The sequence below is a fragment of the Chloroflexota bacterium genome (assembly GCA_014360805.1).
Taxonomy (GTDB): Bacteria; Chloroflexota; Anaerolineae; order DTLA01; family DTLA01; genus DTLA01.
The window spans coordinates 1-22,496 of record JACIWU010000043.1; the positions used below are offsets into that span (position 1 = coordinate 1).

The following is a 22,496-nucleotide window of genomic DNA, read 5'->3' on the forward strand; positions in this document are numbered from 1 at the left end:
TAGGGCGGCTTTCCATCACCGGTGGAGGCGTAGGGTAGGCATGGAAACCTGCTGGGGGACTCTGTCTCGGTTCCAAAGTCTGTTGGTCGCGCCACGGGCCGAGGTGCACGCACTTCCAGAAGTGCGTCGCACCTGGGATCACACTTTTCCTATTCGCGTAGATTCGTGTTATTCGCGGATAGGGGCAGGTATGGAAACCTGCCTACGCGCGCCGCGCCGGGGCAGCATCTGGCGCGCCGCACGGGTGTTTACAGATTCAGAGGCGTGCGCTATACTCTCGCCGTCGGCTGGGGGGTGTCCACTCATTATCAGAGGAGGAGCGCCATGCGAAGAATCCGCTGGTACGATTACATCACGGTCAACATCTACTGGCTCGGTTTGACCACGGTCTCCCAGAGTTTCTCCATCATCATACCCCTGATTGTGCAACGGTTTGTTACCACTGCCGAACAGGGCGAGGCTTACGGAACCATTCGGCTGTACACCCTGATGGTGGCCTTGCTGGCCCAGGCCCTGTTCGGGATGCTCTCGGATCGCAGCACGCTGCGTTGGGGGCGGCGGCGGCCCTTCATCCTGCTGGGCACGCTGGGCAACATGCTGGCCATCATCGCCGTCGGGGCCTCGCCCACCTACTGGTTCCTGTTCGGGGCGCTGGTCTTCTCGCAGATTGCCTCCAACGCCGCCCACGGCGCGGAGCAGGGCCTCATCCCCGACCTGGTGCCGGAAGAGTACCGGGGCCGGTTTTCGGGCATCAAGGCCGTGATGGATCTGCTGCCGGTCATCATCGTCGCCATGACGGTCGGCCCGCTGGTCGCCAAGGGGCAGATGTGGGCGGGCATTTTCGTGGCGGTGGGCATCTTGTTCGTAACGATGGCTCTCACGATGCTGGTGCGCGAGGAGCCGCTGCGGGAGCCACCGGGGCCTCTGAACTGGGAGCCTTTCCTGCGGCTTGTCGCCATGACGCTGGTATTCCTCGTGGTCATCTTGGGGCTGGGGGCGGCGGCGAAATGGGTCGGCGAGCAGGTCGCGGGCGTGCAATCGGTGCCGGCGCTGCTGCTCATCATGGGCCTCGTGGGGGCCGTGGCCATCGCAGGCGCGGTGATCGTGGGCGTGTGGGCCAGCGTGCGCATCAGCATCGGCCCCGAAAACGCGCGGCGGTATCCATCCTTCGCCTGGTGGGTGGTGAACCGCCTGGCGTTCCTGGTCGGCACCACGAACCTGGCCGGTTTTGCCGTGTACTTCCTGCAATCGCGCCTGGGCTTTCCGGGCGAAACGGCCGCCAAGCCTGCTTCGCAGTTGATGATGGTGGTGGGCATTCTGATTCTGCTTTTCGCCTTCCCGAGCGGGTACCTGGCGGACCGAGTCGGGCGCAAGCGATTGGTGGCGGCGAGTGGCATCATTGCGGCGCTGGGCGCGCTGGTGCTCATTCTGGCGCCCAACATGACCGTCATCTACGTGGGCGGCTGCATCGTCGGCGCGGCCACCGGCATGTTCTTCACCACCAACTGGGCCTTGGGCACCGACATCGTGCCGAAGGAAGAGGCCGGCAAGTACCTGGGCATCTCCAACCTGGCGGGGGCGGGGGCCGGCGCGGTGGGCGGCTACATCGGCGGCCCCATCGCCGACTACTTCACCCGCCATGTGCCCCAGTCGCCGGGCATCGGGTATGTGCTCATCTTCGCCATCTACGGGTTCATGTTCCTCGTGTCGGCGCTGGTGCTGACGCGCGTGCGCGAGGAGTGGAAAGGCAAAACAGCGGAAGGATAGGCGAATTGGCGCAGAGGGGGCAGACCTAGACGTCTGCCCCTGGCCGTTGCCACCTGTGGGCGCGAGGTCATTGCGCGGCGCGCGTCTGAATGGCCTCTTTCTCCATCGCCACGAGGACCTTCGCGACCTCCTCAATCGCCACGCGCTGCTTGCGGTACAGGTCCGACTCGCTCATGGCGAGTTTGCGGGCGATGTCGCTGGTCTTCTGGCGCTGGATGAACTTCATCTCCAGAATGTTGTACAGCAGCCAGTCGGGCGCCGTGAACGAACGTTCTCCGGCGGGCTTCAGCATCTCCACCGCCTGGATGAGGGTCTGGCGGAGCGCCTTGGCCGGATTGCCGTTGGCCTCCCCTACGGCCTGGCTCACAGCGTGCAGTTGGGTCAACGGGTTGCGCGTGAGTTTGGGCCCGCCCCAAAGTTGGCTCAAGGCGTCCTTGACCGCCTGGCGGAACTCGGCGGCGTCGGCATCCACCCGCAGCGAGGGGATCGGCGGCGTGGTGGCGTAGCGCGGCTCGGTGCGCCACTGCTGAATCTGCTGGATTTCGGGGGTGATCTGCTTGAGCGCCGCGAACACCGTCTGCTGGAGCAGACGGTCTTCCAGCGCGATCTCGGCCTGGCCCACCAGCGTCTCCAGCGATGCGATCTCTTCTTCCGTCAGCGGGTAGATGCGCGCTTCCATCCCCAGGACGCCGAGCACGCTTTGTCGGTCTTTGGAGCGCAGCGGGATCAGCCAGTAGCCATGCTCCTCGCGGAAGTTGTCGCGGCGCAGGGAAAGCCGCCTGCCGTTCTGCGAAGGGGCATCGGGGGAGGAGAGCGCCCATCCGTTGGGCCGCAGTTCGCGCAGGCACGCGCGCGCCTTCTCGGCCGAGCCACACGCGGTTTCCAATTGCAGACCTTCGCCGCTCAACAGCGCCACGAACCCGCCGCCCACCCGCAGTTGCTCGCAAATCGTGGCGAGGATGTTCTCCAGGATTTGCGACAGGTCGCTGCTGGTCAGAAGGCGATTGTCCAGTTCTTGGAGCCAGAGGATCTCGTCCCTGTCCTGCCGATAGATGATGCGGTCAATGAACGGCTTGCTCACGTTGATGAGCACCTGCAAGACGACGATGAGGCCCGTTACCGAGAAGACGAGGAACGTCTCGCGGGGCAGACCCAGGAGCCGCTCCGTGTCGGGCGTGAGCAGGATGAGGGCCAGGACGCAGGTGCCCACGAACGGCCCGCGCAGCAAGTAGTGGATCAGGCTGTGCTTGATCACGCGGTCGGGCGTCAGCGCGCCGAAGTAGGCGACCGCGTACCCCATGACGACGATCATGAGCGAGACGGCCACGTTGCCGACGAACAGCAGGCTCTCCAGTGCCATCTGCGCCAGCGGATCGGGGGGCAGGCTGGCCACCAGAAGATACGGAAAGGCGCCCAACGCCGGGGCGACGAACGCCACGGCCAGGTAGGTCATGCGCCGCCGCGTGGCGGGCGTCAGCGCGCGAAGCCGCGCCCGCTGGATGTTGCGCGCTCCCGTGAGCGTGGCGATGACGAAGTACAGGGCGAAGGCCCAGAACAACGGCCCAGCCTGCAAGTAGGCGAGCGTGGGATACGTCTCGCGGCTGCGCACGATGAGGTCCGAGAACAGGACGGCCCCCAGCGTCAGCACGCCCAGGCCGTAGCCGACAAGCACGCGCGTCCGCCGAGGCCGCGCAGAGATGCCCGTCGTGCGCGCCAGGGCGTCCGAGAAGTGCAGGTAGGCCGCAGGGACAAACGCGATGCCCAGCCACTGGAAGCGGAGCCAGCCCTCAATCGCGCGGGGAACCTGGGCGTTGGCCACCATCACGTCGCCGCAGTAAACCACCGCCACGAAGAGGAGCAGCAACGAGAACGCCCGCGCGACGGCGTTGCGGAAGTTGTGGGCCAGCATGTAGGCCACCAGAGAAAACGCCGTCAGCACGATCGCCGAGGCGACGGTCAGGTTGATGGACGAAAGCAATTTCAGGGCAAATTGCAAATCAGGCGACACAAAGCCCGCTCCAGTTTCGCTTCTGCTGTTCTAGCGCAGCGGCAGGATGAAGAACAGCCGAATGCCTTGGTTCACCGCCAACTGGTCGCTGTAGCCACAAAACGCGAACCCCTGTCGCTGAAGGAACGAGATGGCGGGATGATTGTTGGTCTCGGTCTCGGCCAGGATGCCGCTCACGCCCTGGTCGCGCGCCCATGCGGCTACAGACGTCAGCAAGGCGCTCCCCACGCCCTTGCGGCGGTGCGGCGCGTCCACCACCAGGTGGCGGATGCGCGCCACAGGTTCCGATGGCACCACGGGCATGTTCAGGAAGCCGAGAATCCGGCTGTCGTTCTCGGCGACGACAAAGCATTCATCCTGCTGCCAGCAGGTTAGAAGGCCGGTTTCCAGTCGGGGAACCCGAATCTGCGCCGTGCGGGGCAGGCGGACCGTCCGAAAGGTAACGGAGATTTCGCCGCTACGGGAACGTTCCTCCACCTGCCACACGTAGTCGGTGGAATAGGAGCGGTCCATGTCCATGCACGCGTTCAGGTCCACGAGTTCCGCACGACGGATGCGCATACTCCCCTCCCGGTCTGGGTTGTTGGCCCTGCAATTTTAGCATCGCGCGGGCAAAATGGCAAGCGCAGCGCGGCCCGCCTGTGGAACCGCGAATAACGCCGATCCACACGAATGGGGAAGAGTAGGGGCAGGTTCCCATACCTGCCCCCACCCCCGGCGGCTATGGAAAGCCGCCCTACGAACTGTAACCGCGAATAACGCTAATCCACGCGAATGGGGAATGGTGGAGGAGGTTCCCATACCTGCCCGCTGCCCCTGCCTCTGCGGTGAGAATCTCGCATCGGTGCGGCGCGCTCCCGAAAGCGCGTCGCACCTCGGTCGCCCACACAGGACGCAGCCAATCCCGCAGTGCGAATGTTTGACATCTTTTCGCTCATTCCGTATAATGGCCTTGTAAGCCCGCCTGCAAAAAGCGACGGGCGCATAACGCGAGGTCAGGAGGCCGCTTTGAGGGGATTCGTCTCCGAGAGGCCGCCAGTCTTCGTAACGTCAGCGTGGGCTGTTCCGGGGATGCGGCTACATTCGCTATCAAGGGTCTTGCGGAGCGAGGATGGTTGAGTGCACGTGGACTGTAGCGCGGCGCGAACGACAGACCATGAGCGGCCCCTGCTGACCACAGCGGGGCCGTTTTCTATCCCTGGAGTGGCCCCCTCTCGGAACGAAATACCGGCCGCCAGCGCGCTTCCGCTGCCCACGGCAGAAGCGCCCTGCTCCGGCCTATGGGAAGTGAGGTGAAACACAGTTGGCTACCGTTACACTGCGATCTGGAGAGTCATACGAGGACTTGCTTCGGCGGTTCCGCAAGCAGGTAACCGAGGACAAAATCCTCAGCGTGTACCGTCAGAAGCGCTGGTATGTCTCCAAGAGCGAACTGAAGCGCAAGGCCAAACGGCGCGGCCTGCGCAAGATGCGTCAACAGCAGCGACGCATGGCCCGCCGCCTGGAGTAGGACAGGGCGGCGGCCTTGCAGAAAGAGCGAGGTTGCGAGCGCGAAAGCAGCGGTGCGACCTGACGGCCCGCGCGGTGCGCCTGTATGACACGCCGAAAATCAAACCCAGCAACTGAAGTCCCTGGGCTTCGCGCAGCCCGATACCGACGGGAAATCGTCGCCGTCCTTCTGGTTGCCCTGGGGTTGGTTACCTTGCTCAGCCTCCTTTCCATCACCCGAGGCGCGTGGATCAATTGGTGGGCGCAAGGACTCCGTCGCGTCTTCGGGTGGGGCGCTTTTCTGGTAGGCGCAGGCTTTGCGGCTACCGGCGTCTCCCTTGTGAAACCACGCGTGTGGGAACATCTGTCCCAGCAATGGGATACCGTGGTGGGTTTGGAATTATTGTTCCTGGGCCTGCTGGGCGTGTTCCACCTGATCGGCGGCGGGCCAGACCCGCTGGCGGCGGCCGACATGGGGCAGGGCGGCGGGTACGTGGGCTGGGCCATCACCCGCCTGCTCGCCTCGGCCGTCGGGACAGCAGGGGCCTGGCTGATTCTCGCGGTCGTGTTGACAGGCGGCGCGGTGCTGGGTCTCGGCCTGACTCCCCAGCACCTGGCCGCGGCACGGCAGACCGCCGCAGGGCTTGCCGAGGCGATTCGGGATCGGCTGCGTCGGCGCGAGGCCGAGGAGCCGGTGGTGAACCTCCCGCCGCAGCCTGCTCCACGGAAGCGCCCGGCCCTGCCCAAGGCCAAGGCGGCCAAGCCTGAGGTGGAGCCTGAGCCAGCGCCACAGCCGCGGGTGCGGCGGGCGAAGAATCTCCCGCCGATTGACCTGCTGGACCCAGGTTCGCCGCAGAAGTTCAGCGAGACCGATGCGCGAATCCGCGCGGCCATCATAGAGGAGACGCTGGCTTCCTTCGGCGTGCCGGCCAGGGTGGTGGAAATCAACGTCGGGCCGGTGGTAACGCAGTTCGGCGTGGAGCCCGGCTACATAGAGGCGCCCGGCTCCAACGGCCACGTCCGGCAGCGCAAGGTGCGGGTCAGCAAGATCTACGGGCTGGCCAACGACCTAGCGCTGGCTCTGGCCGCCGCGCCGATTCGGATTGAGGCCCCGGTGCCCGGGAAATCCCTGGTCGGCATAGAGGTCCCGAACGCCGACGTGAGCCTGGTGTCGCTGCGGTCGGTGTTGGAGTCCGACGCCTTCCGCAAGAGCAAGGGTCGGCTGAAGATCGCGCTGGGGCATAACGTGTCGGGCAAGCCGGTATTCGCGGACCTGGCCGAGATGCCGCACCTGCTCATCGCCGGCGCGACGGGTTCGGGCAAGTCCGTGTGCATCAACGCCATCGTCTCGTCGCTGATCTTCAACAACGGGCCGGATGCCGTCCGCCTGGTCATGATAGACCCGAAGATGGTGGAACTGACCCGATACAACGGGCTGCCCCACCTCATCGGGCCGGTGGTGGTGGAGTTGGAGTCGGCTGTGGCGGCGCTTCGGTGGGTTACCTTCCAGATGGACGAGCGCTACCGCAAGTTCGCGGCTGAGAAGGCGCGCCACCTGGAGGATTACAACCGCCGGCAGATGGCGCAGGGCCAAGACCCGCTGCCGCGCATCGTGGTGGTGATTGACGAACTGGCCGACCTGATGATGATGAGCCCCGAAGAGGTGGAGCGGTCAATCTGTCGCATCGCCCAGATGGCGCGGGCTACGGGCATTCACCTGGTCATCGCCACCCAGCGCCCGTCGGTGGATGTGGTAACGGGCCTCATCAAGGCCAACTTCCCGGCCCGCATCTCGTTTGCGGTAACGTCGCAGGTGGATTCGCGGGTGATTCTGGACACGGCCGGCGCCGAGAAACTGCTGGGGCGCGGCGACATGCTGTTCATGTCGCCCGATTCCAGCCACCTGCAGCGGTTGCAGGGCTGCTTTGTCTCGGACCGCGAGGTGGACAACCTGGTGAAGTTCTGGGTAGAGGCGCTGCCTGCCGAAGGCCCGCCAGCGCCCGCGCCGTGGGCCTCGCTGGAAGAGGCCGAGGAGGAGGACGATCTGCTGGACCAGGCCATCGCGCTGGTGCGGCAGACCGGGACCGCGTCGGCGTCGCTGCTGCAGCGGCGGATGCGCATCGGGTATCCGCGGGCGGCGCGGCTGATTGACCTCATGGAAGAGCGCGGCATCATCGGGCCGCCCGAGGTCGGGGGCAAGCCCAGGGAAGTGTTGCTGGACGATTTTGACGAGTTCTCGGACAACGGGACACTGGACGCCGACGGCCCGCAGACCGGCGCGGGCCCAGGGACGTGCGCGTAGGCGCGCCGAGTTTGAGGCAGGAGGTTGCATGGCGAAACGGGACACGCGACAGGCGAAGAAGAAGGAAGTCATTGAGGCGCAAGGCACCGTGATAGAGACGCTGCCCAACGCCCAGTTCCGCGTTCAACTGGATTCTGGGCACGAGGTGCTCGCGCACATCTCCGGCAAGATCCGCATGTACTACATCCGCATCCTGCTGGGCGACCGCGTTCTGGTGGAGTTGTCGCCCTACGACTTGACCCGCGGGCGCATCGTGTACCGCTACAAGAAGTAGGCGGACGCGAATCCCTGCCACGGGGCGGGGATGGCGACGAAATTCGCAGCGCCGCGGTCGTGGGGACGAGGTCCCCGCCAACCGTGGCGGGGCGTGCCCACACAGAGCCGTCTTGAAGTCAGCCGCTGGAGTGGCTGGCTTTCTTTTTGCCACATCATGTAGGATGTGGGTATCAGACCTGCCCCTGCTGAACCTGCCCCTACGCTAGACCCGCCCCCACGATTTGCGCCCACGACGCGACGCGCGCCCGTATCCGCAGCCCCCGTGGTGCGTTTGACTCAACGGAAACAAGCGGCGGGGTGTCTCCCAGGGTTGGCCCAACCTCTGTCCACGAATGCCCCCCAAGCATTCGGGCGGCAGGCGGCCTCCCTCCGCCCAACCAATCCTGGGAGACCCCCGTACGCGACCTCAAAGCATAGGAGGATCACGATGGAACGAAAACTCACTCGGCTCCTCTCGGTGATGGTGGGGATCGTGGCCGTGCTGACGCTCCTGGTGCCCACGGCCCTGGCCGAAGGCCCATCGCCAGAGCCCCCAGGAAACCCCTCGGTAAGCTTCGTCGGCATCATCCAGGCGAAGCACAGCGACACAGAGTGGATTGTGTCCGGCGTGACGGTTCGGCTCAACGCGCAGACGGTGGTCAACGAGCAGGCCGGCCCCGCGGACGTAGGCGCAACCGTGCAGGTTGTCGGCGTCCGCCAGCCGGATCGTTCCGTGCTGGCGCGGATGATCAAGGTGCTCAGGCCTCCCATCCAGTTGCGGCCGGTGCACTTCGCCGCGCCCATTGTGGCGCTGCCCCCCGATGGCGTGCTGGGCGAGTGGACGGTGGGCACGGAGACGGTCGTCGTGTCCGACAAGACCAAGTTGCTGCCCGACGGCGTCGTGCCTGCGGTGGGGGACATCGCCGACGTAACGGGCTTCCGGACGAGCGACGGCAAAGTGGACGCGCGACTCATCCTCATCCGCAGACCCAGCCAGGTGGAGGTGGAGTTCTTCGGGCCGATTCAGAGCATCGGCGAGACCGAGTGGACGGTGCGCAACGTCCGGGTGATCATCACCGCGACCACGGAGATCATCGGCACGCCGCAGGTGGGCCTCATCGCCGAGGTCAAGGGATTCCTGCAGCCCGACCGATCCGTGGTGGCCACGCGCATTCGCGTGCGCGAGCCGCAGCACGAGCCGGTCAGTTTCCAGGGGATCATCGTCAGCAAGTCTAGCGAGGAACTGCCGGCGGTGTGGGGCATACGGCCGCTCACGAGCACCGACCTGCTCCCCAGCGTCATCAGCGTAACGGTTACGGTCAGCACGACCATTGACGAGACGAAGGGGCCGGCGGATGTGGGCGCGCTGGTGCACGTCGTGGCGGTGCCGGTGAGCGTGAGCAATGTCGCCGACGCCAACGGGATCCTTGTGGCGCTGCGCATCAAGGTGCTCCGCCCGCCGCTGAACCAGGAGATCACATTCGCGGGGCGCATTGACGAGATTCACGACGACTACTGGATCGTCCGCGGCATCCGCGTGCTCATCACGCCCGAGACGGTGATAGACGGGCTGCCCCCTGCCGTCGGGCTGATGGCGGTGGTTACCGGCACGCTGCGAACCGACCGCGTGGTGGAGGCGTCGCACATCACCGTCCGCGAGGCCGTGCCCGACATCATGGACTTCACCGGACGGGTCGTGCAGAAATCGCCCATCCCGGGCATCTGGAAGATCGCGCCCGATGGGACGCTGCCGGTCATCTACGACATCTGGGTTACGCCGTGGACGGTTATCGTTGGCCCGGTGGAGGTGGGCTCCCACGTGCGCGTGATTGCCCTCCGCTCCGCCAGCGGGCACATGGTCGCGCTGAAGATTGAGGCCATACGCGCCACGACGGAATAGGCGAGGGGGAACGGGTCTCGTTGGCCGGGTGCGGCCCGCTACCGCACCCGGCGTTTTGTTGGAGAGGAGCCATGCGTCGCAGCGTTGTCATCGTGTCAGTCTTGTGCCTCGTGATCACTGCTGCCGTCCGCGCCCAGGTCGGCGCGCCGCTGTCCGCGTCGGCGGGCGGGTGGTCCACGCCCATTGCCCTGGGGTCGGCATCCGCCGGAATTGCAGATGTGGCGCTGGCGGTTTCCGACGGGGGCGTCGTGCACGTGGTCTGGGAGGATGACGGCCGCCTTTGGCACGCATACGGCGCGCCCACCGTGAACCCCGTCGCCCGCGAGGCGGCGCAAGGCGTTGGCCCTGCGCTTGTGGGCGGCCAGGGAGCCGCCGCGCATCTGGCCTTCGCAGCCCAACTGGGCGGGCAGTGGGATGTGTACGAATCCGATTGGGATGGGAGCGCGTGGGCACTCCCCGTGAGCGCCATGCCGACGGACGGGGACTCGCTATCGCCTGCCGCCGACAGGTTCGGGACGCTGCTGGCCGTGGCCTGGACCGAGCGAGGGGCCGCGTACAATGAGGTCTATCTCGCTACGCGCGACGGCGCAGCGCCGTGGACGGCCGAGGCCGTGCCCGGCGCTTCGGGCAGCGCGTCGGACGTGTGCTTGGACGCCCAGGGGACTCACGTGCTGTTCCAGGAGCGCGACCCGCTGACGGGCAAGCAGCAACTGTGGTACACGGTTCGGAGCGGCATGGAGTGGTCGCTGCCGGTCTCGGTCTCCAACGCGCCCGATTTCAACGCCTCGGCGGGGCATCTGGCGTGCCTGGCAGGACTGGCGCACGCCGTCTGGCAGCAGGACACCGGAGCGGGATACCAAATCTACTACGCGTCGGGCTCGGCGTCGGGTTGGGGTAGCGCCGTCGGCGTTTCGGGCGCGGGCGGCGCCTTCGCGCCGGACTTGGCCCAGGGGAGCGACGGAAGCCTTCACATCGCCTGGGCGCGGATGGATTCGGTGGCGTATCGCCGATGGTTCGCGGGCGCCTGGGGCGAGACGGAAACCGTCGGCGTATCCGGTACGCCCCTGGATGTGGCCGTGGGCGTGGCGCCCGATGGCACTGTGCACCTGGCCTGGGTGACGCTGGGGACAGATGGCCTGGCGCGGGTGATGTACGCCTGGCGCGCAAGCGCGTCGTCAACGCCTACCCCCACGGCAACGCTCACCCGGACGCCGACGGCCACGAGGACCCCCACGGCGACGCCGACGAGGACGGCGACCAGGCCGCCCGTGCCGAAGCGGGTCTTCCTGCCGGCGGTGTTCCGCGGCCCGCGCTAGCCCCGCTTGCGCATGTACCGCTGGAGCAAGAGATAGCCCAGGGCCGTGCCCAAGGCGAGGCCGCCCGCCGCGAACCACAGGGCGACCTTGAGCCCCGCATCGTACATCGCGCCGCCTAGCGCGGGGCCGATGCCATACGCCAAGCCCCACGTGAGGGCCAGAAGCCCCATGTAGCGCCCGCGCATCTCGGCCGGCGAAAGGTCGGCGGTGAAGGCGTTGGCCGTGGGTGAGACTACTATCTCGCCCAGGGTGTAGATGACCGCGCACGCGATGAACCCAGGGAACGCCGACACCAACCCGATGGCGCCCAGGCCGACGCCGTACAGGGCCGCGCCGAGCGCCAGGGTCGGCAGCCGCGGCCACCGGGCAATGGCGCGGGTGATGGCCATCTGGAGCGCCACCACCATCGCCGCGTTGGTGGTCATGACCCACCCGAAGTAGCGTTCGCCCAGCCCAAGCGATTCCTTCATGTGCACCGGCAAGTTCGTCGTTACCTGAGCGTAGGCCACTGCGGTCAAAAGCCCCAGCACGCAGAAGAGCATGAACGGCGCGTCGCGAAACACAGGGCCGAACCCGCGCGATGGGTTGTTGCCGGCGTGCGCTCGGGCGGCGTCGGTCAGGGTCTCGCGCACCAGGAACCAAGTCAGGACGAACACCGCCAGCGAGGCCGACGCCGCCAAGCCGAAGGAGAGTAGGTACGAGACGCTGGCCAGGAACCCGCCGATGGCCGGGCCGATGGCATAGCCCAGGTTGCTAGCGACGCGCAGCATACTGTAGGCTTCGGCCCGCTGGCTTGGCTGGGTCAAATCGGCGATCATGGCGTCCCTCGCAGGCTGCGAGAGCGGGCTGGTCAGCCCGATGGCGGCGGCCAGGACGACCATCTGCGCGTAGGTGGATGCCAGGCCCATCAGGAGCAGCACGACGCTGGTGGAAAGCAAACTGACGAGCATCACCGTGCGGCGCCCGAAGCGGTCGGCGATGAACCCGCCCAGCATTCCGGCGCACAATCCGGCGGCGGCGTTGATGGTGAAGACGAGCCCCACCTGGAGCAGGGGGATTCCCAGCCGCTGCCGCAGGTACAGCGTCAGAAACGGGAACACCAACGCGCTTCCGAGGGAGTTGATGAACCCGCCCCCTACGAGCACCCACAACTGGGTGGGGAAGGAACGGTAGTACGCACGCGGCTGGGGCTGCATCAGGTTGCCCCTCGCGTGTGCGGGGTCGCCCAGGGCTGTGCCGCAGGCGGGTTCGCGCTCATAGTTCCACCTGGCGGAAGGCAAGCCAGGCCGCCACCCAACAGCCCACGGCGATGGCCAGCGCGCTGATGAAGCCGCCCCACGCCATCTGGAACGTGCCGTTGCCCGCGGCCAGCGCCCGCCCCAGCAGGTCGCCCGGCAGGTACGGGGCCAGCCGTGGGATCGCGCCGAGCAGGCCGATGAGCAGGTAGCCGCCGAAGCCCACGGCCGCCGACACGGCCAGGCTCTTCGTCAGGGTGCTCCCCAGGAACGTGATCGCCAGGAGCGCGGTGAGGTATACGCCGACCAGCGCTGCCATAGCCGCGCAGCGGCCCAATGGCAGCGGGCCGAGCAGGAGCCGCGTGTAGTACGCGTGGACCATCGCCGCCAGCGCCAACGCGGCCCACGTTATGATGAGCAGCGCCAGCGCCTTGGACAGCAGGAAGGCCCCGCGCGGCACGGGCTTGCTCAGGGTGAAGGCCACCGTCCCCTTGTCCCGCTCGCGGGAGACCGCTCCCATGGCGATGAGAATCAGCGCGATGGCCCCGATTTGCGACATGTTCTTGACGAACTGCGCGTTGGCGTCGGCCACCGTGGGCGGGGGCAACTGGATGACCATCCCCTGCGTGTCCAACACGGCGAGGATGTCGGGCATGTAGCGCGCTGCCGCGGGCGACAGTATCCCGAAGATCACGAACACGACGCCGAGAACCACCGCGCGGTAGGTCCGCCAGTACTCCAGGAGTTCCTTTCTCAAGAGAGTCCCAAGCCGCATGGTCATGCACCTCCCGAGGCATGGCGTCCGCCAGGCTCGCGGCCCAGCACCCGCAGGAAGACATCTTCCAGGCTGGACATTCCTACTTCGTAGCGGAGGAGGATGGCGGGGCTGGACGCGATGATTGCGGGCAGTTGGCGGCGCGCGGTCTCCTCGTCGGTCGCGAACACGCGCAGGCAGTCGTCGGCGCGCTCCACGCGTTCGGCCCAGGGCAGCGATTCCAGTCGGGCGTGCAGCGCGCGGATGTCGGGTTCTTCGCCTGCCACCACCGCCGTGAACACCGGCACGGCATAGCGGCGGCGCAACTCTTCCTGATCGGCCACGGCAAGGAGCCGCCCGCGGTCTATGATGGCGACGGTATCGCACGTCCGCTCCACATCGGCCAGGATGTGCGTGGACATGAAGATGGTGATGCCATCGTGGGCGCGCAGCCGCCGGATGAGCGCCAGCACCTCATGCCGCCCGATGGGGTCCAGCGCCGAAGCAGGCTCGTCCAGGATGAGCACCGGCGGGGCGTTGACCAGCGCCTGGGCCAGGCCCAGGCGTTGCCGCATGCCCCGCGAGAACCCGCCCACCTTGCGGCCGGCCACGGGTTTCAGCCCCACCAGGTCTAGCAATTCCTCCACGCGCGGCTTGAGGGCGCGGTCCGGGATGCCGAACAGGCGCCCGGCGTAAGTGAGCAACTCCCGCGCCGTCATCCAACCGTAGAACACGGGTTCCTCGGGCAGGTAGCCGAACAGCGCCCGTGCCTCCACGCGCTCCACCTGCACCTCCTGGCCCGCGATCCAGGCCCGGCCACCGGTGGGGCGGAGCAAGCCGGTCAGCAGTTTGATGGTGGTCGTTTTGCCCGCGCCGTTCGGCCCCAGGAACCCGAACACCGAGCCGCTCTTCACCTCAAGGTTCAGGTTGTCCACGGCAATAACTTTGCCGAATCGGCGCGTGAGGCCCTCGCAGCGAATGGCGACATCGGACATGGGCTACTCCTCGCGGCCTATCGCGAAGTACAGGATGGGGCCGACGAAACTCACGAGCATGACCAGCGCCCAGACCCACTTCTTGCCGCCGCGCACGGCGTCGCGCCGCGCCAGGTCCACGTAGCCCAGCGCCATCAGTCCCACCTGCAACACGACCAGCGGAGCCAACACGAGAGCGAGATTGTCCATCACACACCTCCTGCCCGAACGTGTACTTGCCCAAACCGCCTGCGGTTTGCCGTGGCGATCACTTCCAGCGCGTCAGAATCGTCTCGCGCTGGAACAGGTTGCTCCCCACGCGGATGACGAGAACATCCACCGCAGCCAGCACCACGCAGGCCAGCGCGAAGGTCTGCGTCGTGTACAGCACCTTGCCGAAGGTCTGGAGCATGGCGAGGGCCACCACCGGCAGCACGATGAGTCCGCCGATCTGCTGGGCCACGCGGGTGTCGTTCACCCGCGAGGAGATCACGACGCCGATGGCCACCGACAGGACGCAGAACAGCGGCGCCATGACGAAGAACGCCAACCACCACATGGGCGACAGGAGCGCGCGCAAGAGCGCAGGCGTGGCCAGGAAGTAGGCCCCCGCGAGGAAGATGGCGAAGGCCGCCCATGTGGTCAGGAGCGCCGGCACCACCGCCGCCAGCGTCTTGCCCGCCAGGAGTTCGGTAACGCGGATGGGCGTGGCCAGAAGCGGCTCCAGGCTGCGCTGCTCCTTTTCGCCGATGATGCTGAAGGACGCGATGGTAACCGGGATGACCACGGGCATCATCAGGAACAGCAGCACGAACTGATTGAGCAGCACGTACATCACCACTTCCTGCTCGGTGAGCCAGGGCAGCGCCGCGACGAATTGCGCGTACATGGCCAAGTCTTCGGGGTCCACCGGCTCGTTGCGCATGAAATACATCATGACCAGCGGCAGGATGGCCAGCAGGATGGGCGGAACCCCAATTGTGTAGAGGATGAGTTTGTTCTTGAGAATCTCGCGCCACTCTTTGCGGAATACGACGAGCGCCTTCTTCATCGCGCCTCCTCCCGTACCAGCGTCAGGTACACGTCCTCCAGCGAGTGCTTGACCTCGCTCACGTACTGCACTTTCGCGCCCGCACGCACCAGGCGCTCTACGATGACGGGGTTCTGCGCGTCGGGGTCCGAGAGCGACACGAGAAGCCGATGTCCGTCCTGCTTGACGTGGGAGATGAACTCCAGGCCGCGCAGGGCATCCACCAGCGCGGGCGTAACCTCCGCCAGTTGCACCACCGTCTGGCGGCCGAACAGGCTGCGGCGGAGGCCATCGGGCGTGTCCACGGCGATGAGGCGCTGGCGGATGACGCCGATGCGGTCGCACAGCCGCTCGGCCTCGTCCAGGTTGTGCGTGCACAGGAAGATGGTGCGCCTCTCGCCCTTGAGTTCCTCAATGAAATCGCGCACCGTCTTGGCCGACTCCGGGTCCAGGGCGGCGGTCGGCTCGTCCAGGAACAGCAGGCGCGGCTCGTGAATCAGGGCGCGGGCGATGGCCACCTTCTGGCGCATGCCCTTGGAGAAGATGCCCACCGGCTCACCGCGCTTGTCCCACAGGCCCAACATCTGGAGATACTTGCGCACCTGGGCCTCCGGGTCCTGCACGTCGTACAGCCGAGCGAAGTACAGCAGGTTTTCCCGTGCGCTGAGTTTCTCGTAGAGGCCCGGCGTCTCGGTCAGGATGCCGCAAATGCGGCGAATCTGCTGGTTGTCGCGCCCCAGTTCGTAGCCGTTGATGCGCGCAGTGCCCGACGTGGGGCGAATCAGGCACACCAACATGCGCACCGTGGTCGTTTTGCCCGCGCCGTTAGGGCCGAGGAAGCCGAACACCTCGCCCTCTCGGACATCTATCGTCAGATCATCCACGGCCAGGTTGCCGTTGAATTTGCGGGTCAATCCATAGGTTTCAATCACCATCGGAAATCCTCCACTTGTGGCGTGGTTCACGCCCCCGCGTCGGGCCGGACGGTTCGGGCGGCGCGCAGCACGCGATCTACCTCATCCAGCGCGACGCGCGATGACAGGTCCAGCGAGATCGGAGCCACCGACACCACGTGGTCCACCGCCAAAGCCCAAATGTCCGAATCGGGTTCCAGCGTATCCATGTACAACTGAACTTCGTAGTCCACATAGATCGGCCTGGACAGGTCGGGGTTCGCGGGCGGCACCGGATAGTAGTAGCGCTGGCGGGACACACGGGTAACGCGCCAGGGCGTGTCGGCAGTGGCATCTTCGGGCACGTCCACCTTCAGTATGTCCACATCCGCGGGCATCTTCCGGGCCAGCAGTAATCGCCCGAACAATTCGGCGAAGTGCTGCGCCGCCGCAAAATCCATCCCCTCCTCTGGATTGAAATGGAACCGTTTGTGCGTCTCGCGCGAGATGGCGAGGGCCGGAATGCCCATCGCCGCCGCCTCCAGCGCCGCGCCGACCGTGCCCGACGCCGTGATCTCCACACCCAGGTTCTCGCCGTAGTTGATGCCCGAGATCACCAGGTCCACGGGCCTATCGGCCAGCACCAGCGCCCCGTACATGACCGTCTGGGCGGGCGTGCCGGGGATGGCGTAGGCGCGGACGGGCTGGCCGTCTAGGGTGAGGGGCGCCGGCTCCAGCAGCAAGGGGCCGTTGCCAGGAGTGCCGCGCCCCGCGCCCGTCTGCTGACCCGACGGCGCGGCGACCAGAACTTCGCCCAGCCGCAGGGCGGCCCGCACCGCCGCGCGCAACCCAGGCGAGGCGATGCCGTCATCGTTGGTAACCAGGATGAGAGGCCGATTCGTGTTGTGTGCCATGAAAGCCCTCCTCGCGGGGATTATACGAGAATCGGCCTCTTTCTCCAACCGCACGGGCGACTGCGCGGGCCCTACCAGGACGGCCAGCCTTGCTCAACGTGGCGCGATGGCTTGTGCTTTCCCACGGGCCGCTTGAACACCAGGCTCATCACTGTGCTCTCGGCGGCCCTGCCCGCCAGTTCCCAGCCCTCCTGTCCCAGCGCGTTCAGGACTTCTTCGTGCTCCTCCTTCAGGCGTGCGCCCCAGCCGCTCTTGAACACCAACACGCGGTACTCCCATTTGGTCATGGATACCCCTCCTTGGGGAAGCGCCCTGTCATTCCTTCGGGGCGTTCTGCGCCAGGGCTGTGGCGGCCATCAACCCGCCCAGGTTCATCGTGTCCACGGCGGAAGACGGCACAATCACGAGCGCGCCCTTCTCCTTCAGGCCCTCAAACAGCATGTTCATGGCGCGCAGGTGCAGGGCCGTGGGGTTCTCCTGATAGGCCAGCGACGCCTCGCGGAAACTCTCGGCGATCTGCTTCTCGGACTCGCCCAGGATGACGCGCGCCTGGCGCTCGCGCTCGGCCTGCGCCTGGCGGGACATGGCATCCTCCAGCGCCTCGGGAATCACGATGTCGCGGATTTCCACCGACTGCACCGTGATGCCCCAGGGGTTGGTGCGGGCGTCAATGATCTTCTGGAGTTCCTCGTCCATTTTGGCGCGCCCCACCAGGATATCGGCCAGATCCATCTGCCCGATGACCTCGCGCAGGGCCGTCTGCGCCGCCCACGCGATGGCCGTCTTGTAGTCCTCCACCTCCAGCGCCGCCTTCTCCGCATCCCAGACCATCCAGAACAGCACCGCGTCCACGTCCACGGGCACGGTGTCCTTGGTGAGGGTCTTCTCCGCATTGAACGGCGTTACCATCACCCGATGGTCAATCCACTTGCGGACCGAGTCCACGATGGGGATGATCCAGAACAGGCCAGGCCCTTTCAGCCCGCGGAAACGGCCGAACCGCAGGACGACGGCCTTCTCCCACTGGTCGGCAACCTTGATGGCGAACAGCAGGTAGAGACCGATCAGAACCCCGCCGGCGGCCACCATCGCGATGAGCCAGTCCGGCGCGGCTGTCCAGGCGTCCAGCCCGATGGCCAGGAGCGACGTGACCAGGAGCGCGAGGAAGAAGGCGGCCACGGATATGCCGTTGACCATCCTCGCCTCCAGCGCGGCTTGCTCCGGCGAAAGAATCCTTTTCCTTCGGGTTACAGTTGCCATTGAAATCCTCCTCACGTGTTTTGGGTGTTTGTTTCGGTGTGCGCGCGTTCTGTGCGCTTCTGCCACTGCGTCAGTTCTTGCAGGAAGGCGTCCTGTACCTCGTCGGGCCGGTATCCGAGACTCAGCGCGTCCAGAATGGCATGGCTCATGATTTGCCGCAGTTGCTCTTCTCGGAATGCGGCCAGCCGCGCCTCGTCGGGGTGCTCGGCGATGTAGGTGCCGCGCCCCTGCTGGGTGGAGATGACCCCCTGGCTGTCCAGGATCGCGTAGGCACGGGCCACGGTATTCGGGTCCACCCTGAGGTCCACGGCCAGTTGGCGAATGGTGGGCAACTGTTGGCCAGGGCGCAGCACCCCCGTGGCCACGAGGTGCCGAATCCGATCCACGATCTGCATGTAGATGGGCACGCCGCTTTCCGCGTTGATTCGGATGTTCACATGCAGCCTCCGAAATTGTACGATTCTCACTAGTACAATTATAGCACAGAACCGGCGGCTTGTCAAATGGATTCTACTAATTTGAATAGTACAATTGGCTTACCCCACTGGGAGATTCGGCGCGTGCGGAGTACGCAACCCTCGGCGTCTATGGAAAGCCGCCCTACAGACTGGGAGATTCGGCGCGTGCGGGAGAACGCAACCCTCGGCGGCTATGGAAAGCCGCCCTACGTGTCTACATCTATGTCATTCGTGTAGATTCGTGTTATTCGTGGATAGCGGTTAACGACCGCAGGGCTATTTCAGGCGGCGCAGGAGGTCCTGGGCCGGCGCGGCGAAGCGGCCCCTGGGCTGCACGTCCAGCACGCGCGTCAGGTGGTACGTGGCCCTGGCGCGGTCGCCCAGGGCGTAGTACAAACTGCCGGCGTGGTACTGCACCGAAGGGCTGTCGCCGTCCAGCCGCAAGGCGGTTTCCAGGGCCTCGCGCGCGCCGACCAGGTCGTTGGACAGGAACAGCGCCCACCCCAGGGCGTCGTGGGCCGCGGGGTCCTCGGGAAGGAGCGCGGTCGCTTTGCGGGCGGCGGCCACCCCATTGCCCGCGACGCCGGCCAGGTGCTCGGTGTAGAACTGCGCCAGCGCAAGCCAGAAGCGCCCGTCCTGCGGCGAAAGTTCCGTGGCCTTCGTGTACCACGCCTCGGCCTCCGTGAACAGGTTCTCGGCGGCGTAGGCGTCGGCCAGCGCGACGCAGGCCGCGGCGTTCTTGGGGTCTAGGTTGAAGAGCGTGGCGTAGTGCGCCCGCGCGGCGGCGTAGTGCCCTGCGGCGCGCTCCACCTCGCCCAGGAAGTACCAGACGAGGGGATACGCGGGCCAGCGCGACGCGGCATCCCGCAAGAGGCCCATGGCGCCGGCGTCGTCGCCGTCCAGGTGCAGGCAATAGGCGTAGTAGGTCTGCGCCACGGGCGAGTCGGGGGCCAAGTCCCGCGCCCGCCCGAACATCGCCCGCGCGGCCCGCTGTTCGTCCATGGACAGCAGCGCCACGCCGACGCGCAGGTAGAAGTCGGGCGAGCCGGGAGGGTCGCCTGCGCTGAGGGCCGCCGTCAGGGGGACTGCCGACTCCACGCCGCGAACGAGCGCCGCCGCATCTTCGGGCTTGTCGTCCAGCAGGAGCAGGATGCTCGCGCGCAGGCGCGTCTTCTCGTCCCGCGGCGCCAGGCGCAGGGAGCGGCTGACGATGGGTTGCGCCTGCCGGAAATCCCCGCGCCGCCACAGATGCTCCGCGTAGCGGCCCAAGACCAGCGGGTCGCTCCAACCCGCCCGCACAGCCTCGGCCCAAAGGCGGCCGGCGCGGTAGGCGTCCTCCTCGGCCTCGGCCAGGCCGGCGAGCGCCCGCGCCCGCGTCCACGGACTCGCCGCCGCCTGCGCGAGGGATTGCCGCGCGCCGTCCCGTTCTTCCAGCGCGCTCTGCGCGACGCCCAGGCGCAGAAGAATCGTGGCGCGGCCGGGAAGCACGGCGGCGGCCTGCTCATACACCTGGCGCGCCAGGGTGTACTCGCCCGCGCGCAGGTGCATGTCTCCAACTCGCACCTGGTGCGCCACACCCGCGAGCGGATCCTGGGCGGCGAAGGCCAGCGCCACGAGAATCAACGCGACGAAAGCAGCCCTCCATCCGATGCGCCTCTTCGTCATGGCAGGCCGACCTCCTCATCGGGCCGCGCGGCCGTCGGCGATGGACAGCAGCGCATGCTCCAGCGCCGGGCCAAGCGACTCGGCCGCGAACTGGGCCTGGGCGCGCGCGCGCAGCGCGGCTCCGATGGCCTGCGCGTCGGCCGACGCCGCGAGTTCGGCCAGTTGGCGGGCCAGCGCATCGGAGTCGCCCACGGGCGCGTAGCGGCCCCAATCGCCCAGGTACTCGCGGCTGACGGGCGAGTCAAACGCCACGGTGGGCAGGCGCATGGCCATGTAGTTCAGGAGTTTGCCGTGCCCCTCGGTGTCCGAGACCTTTGGCGCTACCGCCATGTCTCCGATGGAGAGGTAGCGCGGGGCGTCGTCGTAGGAGATCTTTCCGGTGAACGTAACCCGGGCCGCTACGCCCATCTCTTCGGCCAGGCGTCGGAATGCGTCGGCCTGGGGATAGCCCATGATGACGAAATGGGCGGGCGGGGCGTCGGCGGGCCAGGCGGCGATGGCGCGAAGAAGGTGATGGGTGCCCTGGTGGCGGCCCAGCAGGCCCAGGTACACGATGACCTTGCGGTCGGCGGGGATGCCCAGGGCGGCCTTCAATTCGCGCCGCACGGCGTCGGGGAAACGGTCTGGGTCAAAGAAGGCCGTGTCCACGCGGTCGGGGAAGGCCACCACGCGCGAGCAGTCGCCGTCGCTGCGGAGCGCGGCCTCGGCGTGCTGCGAACTGCACAGGATCACGTCGGCGCGCCGGTGAATCCGCCGTTCCAGGCCGCGCACCAGGCGGTAGGCGGGTCGGCCCGGCTTCAGCCAGCCGTAGCCCGCCAGTTCGCCGGCCAGGCTTCCCTGGTAGTCAAAGGCCAGCGTCGCGCGCAGGCGGCTGGCGGCGGCCCGCCCGATGAGCGCCCCCTCGTGCAGGTAGCCGATGACCACGTCGGCGGGCCAGCGCCGCGCCTGGGCGAAGGTGTGCGCCAGGAGCGAGGCGTCCAGCAGGATTTTCGCCGGGCGCGGGCCGATTTGCGGCCCTCGCATGCCGGGCCAGCCCCGCGCGCGAGAGGTCCGAATGCCGGGCACGTCGCGGCCTGTGGGGTAGGTCAACAGCCGGACTTCGTGCCCACGCTCTTGCAGGGCCGCGATCTGCTGCAGTATGCGCACATGGCAGCCATAGTCGGCGAAGAACGACGTGGGCGCCACGGCCAGGATGCGCAGGACACGCGACCGGTCTGCCATATTCCGCTACCCTCTGCCCAGGCGCGATGATCGGGCGCTGTTCGGTTGCGGCGGGAGTTGCAGCCGGATCAACTCAGGTGCGCCCCTCTTTTGCCGTCCTCTCTCGCCACAGGCGCAGGCGGAATCGGAACAGTTCGCGGAACGCGCGGGTGATGACGCTCAACTTCGCGCCCGTCGGGCTTCCGGCCAGTCGGGGCAGGTGGCTCACGGGCACCTCGGCGATGCGGTAGCCCGCGCGTTTTGCGCGCACCAGAAACTCTATGCTGAAGGTCGCGCCGCGCGAGTCCACGCGGATGTGGTCCAGGATTTCGCGGCGAAACAACTTGAAGGCGCAGTCAATGTCGCGCGCGGTGTAGCCGAACAGGATGGTGCACAGCGCGAACCAGCCGAAGGCGAAGACCTTGCGCAGGAAGGGGTCTGCCCGCGGCGCCCGATAGCCCGCGATGATGTCGGCCTTGTCCGTGAGGGGCAACAACTTGTGAAGTTCCTCTACCTTGAACTGGCGGTCGGCGTCGGTGTAGAAGACCCATTCCTTCGTTGCGCTGGTGAAGCCTGTATGCACCGCTGCACCGAACCCCTGGTTGACCGGATGGCGGACCAGGCGGACCTTCGGGTACTGCGCCTGCAACTCCAACACGCGCTCCGCGGTCCTGTCCTTGCTGCCGTCGTCCACGATGATGATCTCGTAGTCGTCGGTGATGGAAGCCAGGACCGGATCCAGCGCCTGCACCATGGGGCCGACGTTTTCCTCTTCGTTGTAGGCCGGCATCGCCGCCGAGATGCTGATCACGGTCGTACCTCCTCCAAATTCGCGGCGTGAGTCGCTGCAAGCCGCGATTTCTGCGCGTGGGACATGCGCCGCAAGGTCGCCTCTCGCTTCAGCGCGGACGATGGGTCGGCGGCGTGTTCCCAATACACCAGCCGCACGGGGCGGCGCGCCCGTGTGTACCGCGCGCCGGTCCCCGCGTTGTGCGCCGCAACCCGCGCGTCTAGATCCACCGTCCAGCCGGTGTAGTAGGTGCCATCGGCGCATTCCACGATGTACACGAAAGCCAT

The 22,496-nt window shown here is 66.7% G+C and carries 22 protein-coding genes; 6 read left to right on the plus strand and 16 right to left on the minus strand.

Translation table 11 applies throughout. The features are described 5' to 3' along the window. The first annotated feature begins 324 nt into the window (after positions 1–324). Positions 325–1,767: an MFS transporter gene (locus tag H5T65_08610; protein MBC7259296.1), complete on the plus strand. Its 1,443-nt coding sequence runs from the start codon at positions 325–327 to the stop codon at positions 1,765–1,767. A 67-nt stretch (positions 1,768–1,834) separates the two neighbouring features. On the opposite strand, the gene H5T65_08615 is transcribed toward H5T65_08610, so the two are convergent. Both H5T65_08615 and H5T65_08620 read right to left on the minus strand, forming a co-directional pair. Further along, positions 1,835–3,775 carry a GAF domain-containing protein gene (locus tag H5T65_08615; GenBank protein MBC7259297.1) on the minus strand — a complete coding sequence of 647 codons (1,941 nt, stop codon included), beginning with the start codon at positions 3,773–3,775 and terminating at the stop codon, positions 1,835–1,837. A gap of 30 nt (positions 3,776–3,805) precedes the next feature. Next, on the minus strand, positions 3,806–4,336 hold the full coding sequence (locus H5T65_08620) for a GNAT family N-acetyltransferase (GenBank protein MBC7259298.1): 531 nt from the start codon (positions 4,334–4,336) through the stop codon (positions 3,806–3,808). 742 nt (positions 4,337–5,078) lie between these two features. On the opposite strand from H5T65_08620, the gene rpsU reads away from it, so the two are divergent. The 5 genes from rpsU (at position 5,079) to H5T65_08645 (ending at position 11,036) form a co-directional block, all read left to right on the plus strand. Next, positions 5,079–5,285, plus strand: a complete 207-nt coding sequence (rpsU, locus tag H5T65_08625) for a 30S ribosomal protein S21 (GenBank protein ID MBC7259299.1) — start codon at positions 5,079–5,081, stop codon at positions 5,283–5,285. 483 nt (positions 5,286–5,768) lie between these two features. Next, positions 5,769–7,565, plus strand: coding sequence for a DNA translocase FtsK (locus tag H5T65_08630; protein ID MBC7259300.1), 1,797 nt, complete (start codon positions 5,769–5,771; stop codon positions 7,563–7,565). 28 nt (positions 7,566–7,593) lie between these two features. Next, entirely contained in the window at positions 7,594–7,839 is a 246-nt protein-coding gene (gene infA / locus H5T65_08635) for a translation initiation factor IF-1 (protein ID MBC7259301.1), read from the plus strand. 429 nt (positions 7,840–8,268) lie between these two features. Next, positions 8,269–9,720 carry a hypothetical protein gene (locus H5T65_08640; protein ID MBC7259302.1) on the plus strand — a complete coding sequence of 484 codons (1,452 nt, stop codon included), beginning with the start codon at positions 8,269–8,271 and terminating at the stop codon, positions 9,718–9,720. Between the two features lie 71 nt (positions 9,721–9,791). Continuing rightward, a complete protein-coding gene (locus H5T65_08645; GenBank protein ID MBC7259303.1) occupies positions 9,792–11,036 on the plus strand; it encodes a hypothetical protein in 1,245 nt (414 codons plus the stop codon). On the opposite strand, the gene H5T65_08650 is transcribed toward H5T65_08645, so the two are convergent. The 14 genes from H5T65_08650 to H5T65_08715 all read right to left on the minus strand — a co-directional run bounded on the left by H5T65_08650 (position 11,033) and on the right by H5T65_08715 (position 22,496). After that, positions 11,033–12,316, minus strand: coding sequence for an MFS transporter (locus H5T65_08650; GenBank protein MBC7259304.1), 1,284 nt, complete (start codon positions 12,314–12,316; stop codon positions 11,033–11,035). The two genes, H5T65_08645 and H5T65_08650, sit on opposite strands and share 4 nt — an antisense overlap. Then, complete coding sequence (locus tag H5T65_08655) at positions 12,291–13,028, minus strand: ABC transporter permease (protein MBC7259305.1); 738 nt, start codon at positions 13,026–13,028, stop codon at positions 12,291–12,293. Before H5T65_08655 ends, H5T65_08650 begins: the two co-directional genes overlap by 26 nt. 20 nt (positions 13,029–13,048) lie before the next feature. Continuing rightward, a complete protein-coding gene (locus tag H5T65_08660) occupies positions 13,049–14,020 on the minus strand; it encodes an ABC transporter ATP-binding protein (protein MBC7259306.1) in 972 nt (323 codons plus the stop codon). A gap of 3 nt (positions 14,021–14,023) precedes the next feature. Further along, on the minus strand, positions 14,024–14,209 hold the full coding sequence (locus tag H5T65_08665) for a PLDc N-terminal domain-containing protein (protein ID MBC7259307.1): 186 nt from the start codon (positions 14,207–14,209) through the stop codon (positions 14,024–14,026). A gap of 58 nt (positions 14,210–14,267) precedes the next feature. Further along, on the minus strand, positions 14,268–15,050 hold the full coding sequence (locus H5T65_08670) for an ABC transporter permease subunit (protein ID MBC7259308.1): 783 nt from the start codon (positions 15,048–15,050) through the stop codon (positions 14,268–14,270). Beyond that, positions 15,047–15,964, minus strand: coding sequence for an ABC transporter ATP-binding protein (locus H5T65_08675; GenBank protein MBC7259309.1), 918 nt, complete (start codon positions 15,962–15,964; stop codon positions 15,047–15,049). The genes H5T65_08670 and H5T65_08675 overlap by 4 nt, the downstream gene beginning before the upstream one ends. A 26-nt stretch (positions 15,965–15,990) precedes the next feature. Continuing rightward, positions 15,991–16,836 carry a 5'/3'-nucleotidase SurE gene (gene surE / locus H5T65_08680; GenBank protein ID MBC7259310.1) on the minus strand — a complete coding sequence of 282 codons (846 nt, stop codon included), beginning with the start codon at positions 16,834–16,836 and terminating at the stop codon, positions 15,991–15,993. 71 nt (positions 16,837–16,907) lie between these two features. Further along, positions 16,908–17,123 carry a DUF4177 domain-containing protein gene (locus H5T65_08685; protein ID MBC7259311.1) on the minus strand — a complete coding sequence of 72 codons (216 nt, stop codon included), beginning with the start codon at positions 17,121–17,123 and terminating at the stop codon, positions 16,908–16,910. A gap of 28 nt (positions 17,124–17,151) precedes the next feature. Then, positions 17,152–18,033, minus strand: a complete 882-nt coding sequence (locus tag H5T65_08690) for a slipin family protein (protein ID MBC7259312.1) — start codon at positions 18,031–18,033, stop codon at positions 17,152–17,154. A 74-nt stretch (positions 18,034–18,107) separates the two neighbouring features. Then, the gene (locus H5T65_08695; GenBank protein MBC7259313.1) at positions 18,108–18,533 is read right to left on the minus strand and encodes a GntR family transcriptional regulator; all 426 of its coding nucleotides are present in this window, start codon (positions 18,531–18,533) and stop codon (positions 18,108–18,110) included. 297 nt (positions 18,534–18,830) lie between these two features. Then, complete coding sequence (locus H5T65_08700; protein MBC7259314.1) at positions 18,831–20,219, minus strand: tetratricopeptide repeat protein; 1,389 nt, start codon at positions 20,217–20,219, stop codon at positions 18,831–18,833. Positions 20,220–20,234: 15 nt separating this feature from the next. Beyond that, a complete protein-coding gene (locus H5T65_08705; protein ID MBC7259315.1) occupies positions 20,235–21,440 on the minus strand; it encodes a glycosyltransferase family 4 protein in 1,206 nt (401 codons plus the stop codon). A 73-nt stretch (positions 21,441–21,513) separates the two neighbouring features. Continuing rightward, on the minus strand, positions 21,514–22,209 hold the full coding sequence (locus H5T65_08710; protein MBC7259316.1) for a glycosyltransferase family 2 protein: 696 nt from the start codon (positions 22,207–22,209) through the stop codon (positions 21,514–21,516). Positions 22,210–22,226: 17 nt separating this feature from the next. After that, a complete protein-coding gene (locus tag H5T65_08715; protein ID MBC7259317.1) occupies positions 22,227–22,496 on the minus strand; it encodes a GIY-YIG nuclease family protein in 270 nt (89 codons plus the stop codon).

Coding starts and splice junctions, on each gene's coding strand:
- surE (MBC7259310.1), bottom strand. CDS start 16,836: ATGGCACACAACACGAATCGGCCTCTCATCCTGGTTACCAACGATGAC.
- H5T65_08705 (MBC7259315.1), bottom strand. CDS start 21,440: ATGGCAGACCGGTCGCGTGTCCTGCGCATCCTGGCCGTGGCGCCCACG.
- H5T65_08640 (MBC7259302.1), top strand. CDS start 8,269: ATGGAACGAAAACTCACTCGGCTCCTCTCGGTGATGGTGGGGATCGTG.
- H5T65_08700 (MBC7259314.1), bottom strand. CDS start 20,219: ATGACGAAGAGGCGCATCGGATGGAGGGCTGCTTTCGTCGCGTTGATT.
- H5T65_08665 (MBC7259307.1), bottom strand. CDS start 14,209: ATGGACAATCTCGCTCTCGTGTTGGCTCCGCTGGTCGTGTTGCAGGTG.
- H5T65_08620 (MBC7259298.1), bottom strand. CDS start 4,336: ATGCGCATCCGTCGTGCGGAACTCGTGGACCTGAACGCGTGCATGGAC.
- H5T65_08685 (MBC7259311.1), bottom strand. CDS start 17,123: ATGACCAAATGGGAGTACCGCGTGTTGGTGTTCAAGAGCGGCTGGGGC.
- H5T65_08610 (MBC7259296.1), top strand. CDS start 325: ATGCGAAGAATCCGCTGGTACGATTACATCACGGTCAACATCTACTGG.
- H5T65_08715 (MBC7259317.1), bottom strand. CDS start 22,496: ATGGCTTTCGTGTACATCGTGGAATGCGCCGATGGCACCTACTACACC.
- H5T65_08710 (MBC7259316.1), bottom strand. CDS start 22,209: ATGCCGGCCTACAACGAAGAGGAAAACGTCGGCCCCATGGTGCAGGCG.
- H5T65_08660 (MBC7259306.1), bottom strand. CDS start 14,020: ATGTCCGATGTCGCCATTCGCTGCGAGGGCCTCACGCGCCGATTCGGC.
- H5T65_08675 (MBC7259309.1), bottom strand. CDS start 15,964: ATGGTGATTGAAACCTATGGATTGACCCGCAAATTCAACGGCAACCTG.
- H5T65_08690 (MBC7259312.1), bottom strand. CDS start 18,033: ATGGTCAACGGCATATCCGTGGCCGCCTTCTTCCTCGCGCTCCTGGTC.
- H5T65_08670 (MBC7259308.1), bottom strand. CDS start 15,050: ATGAAGAAGGCGCTCGTCGTATTCCGCAAAGAGTGGCGCGAGATTCTC.
- H5T65_08645 (MBC7259303.1), top strand. CDS start 9,792: ATGCGTCGCAGCGTTGTCATCGTGTCAGTCTTGTGCCTCGTGATCACT.
- infA (MBC7259301.1), top strand. CDS start 7,594: ATGGCGAAACGGGACACGCGACAGGCGAAGAAGAAGGAAGTCATTGAG.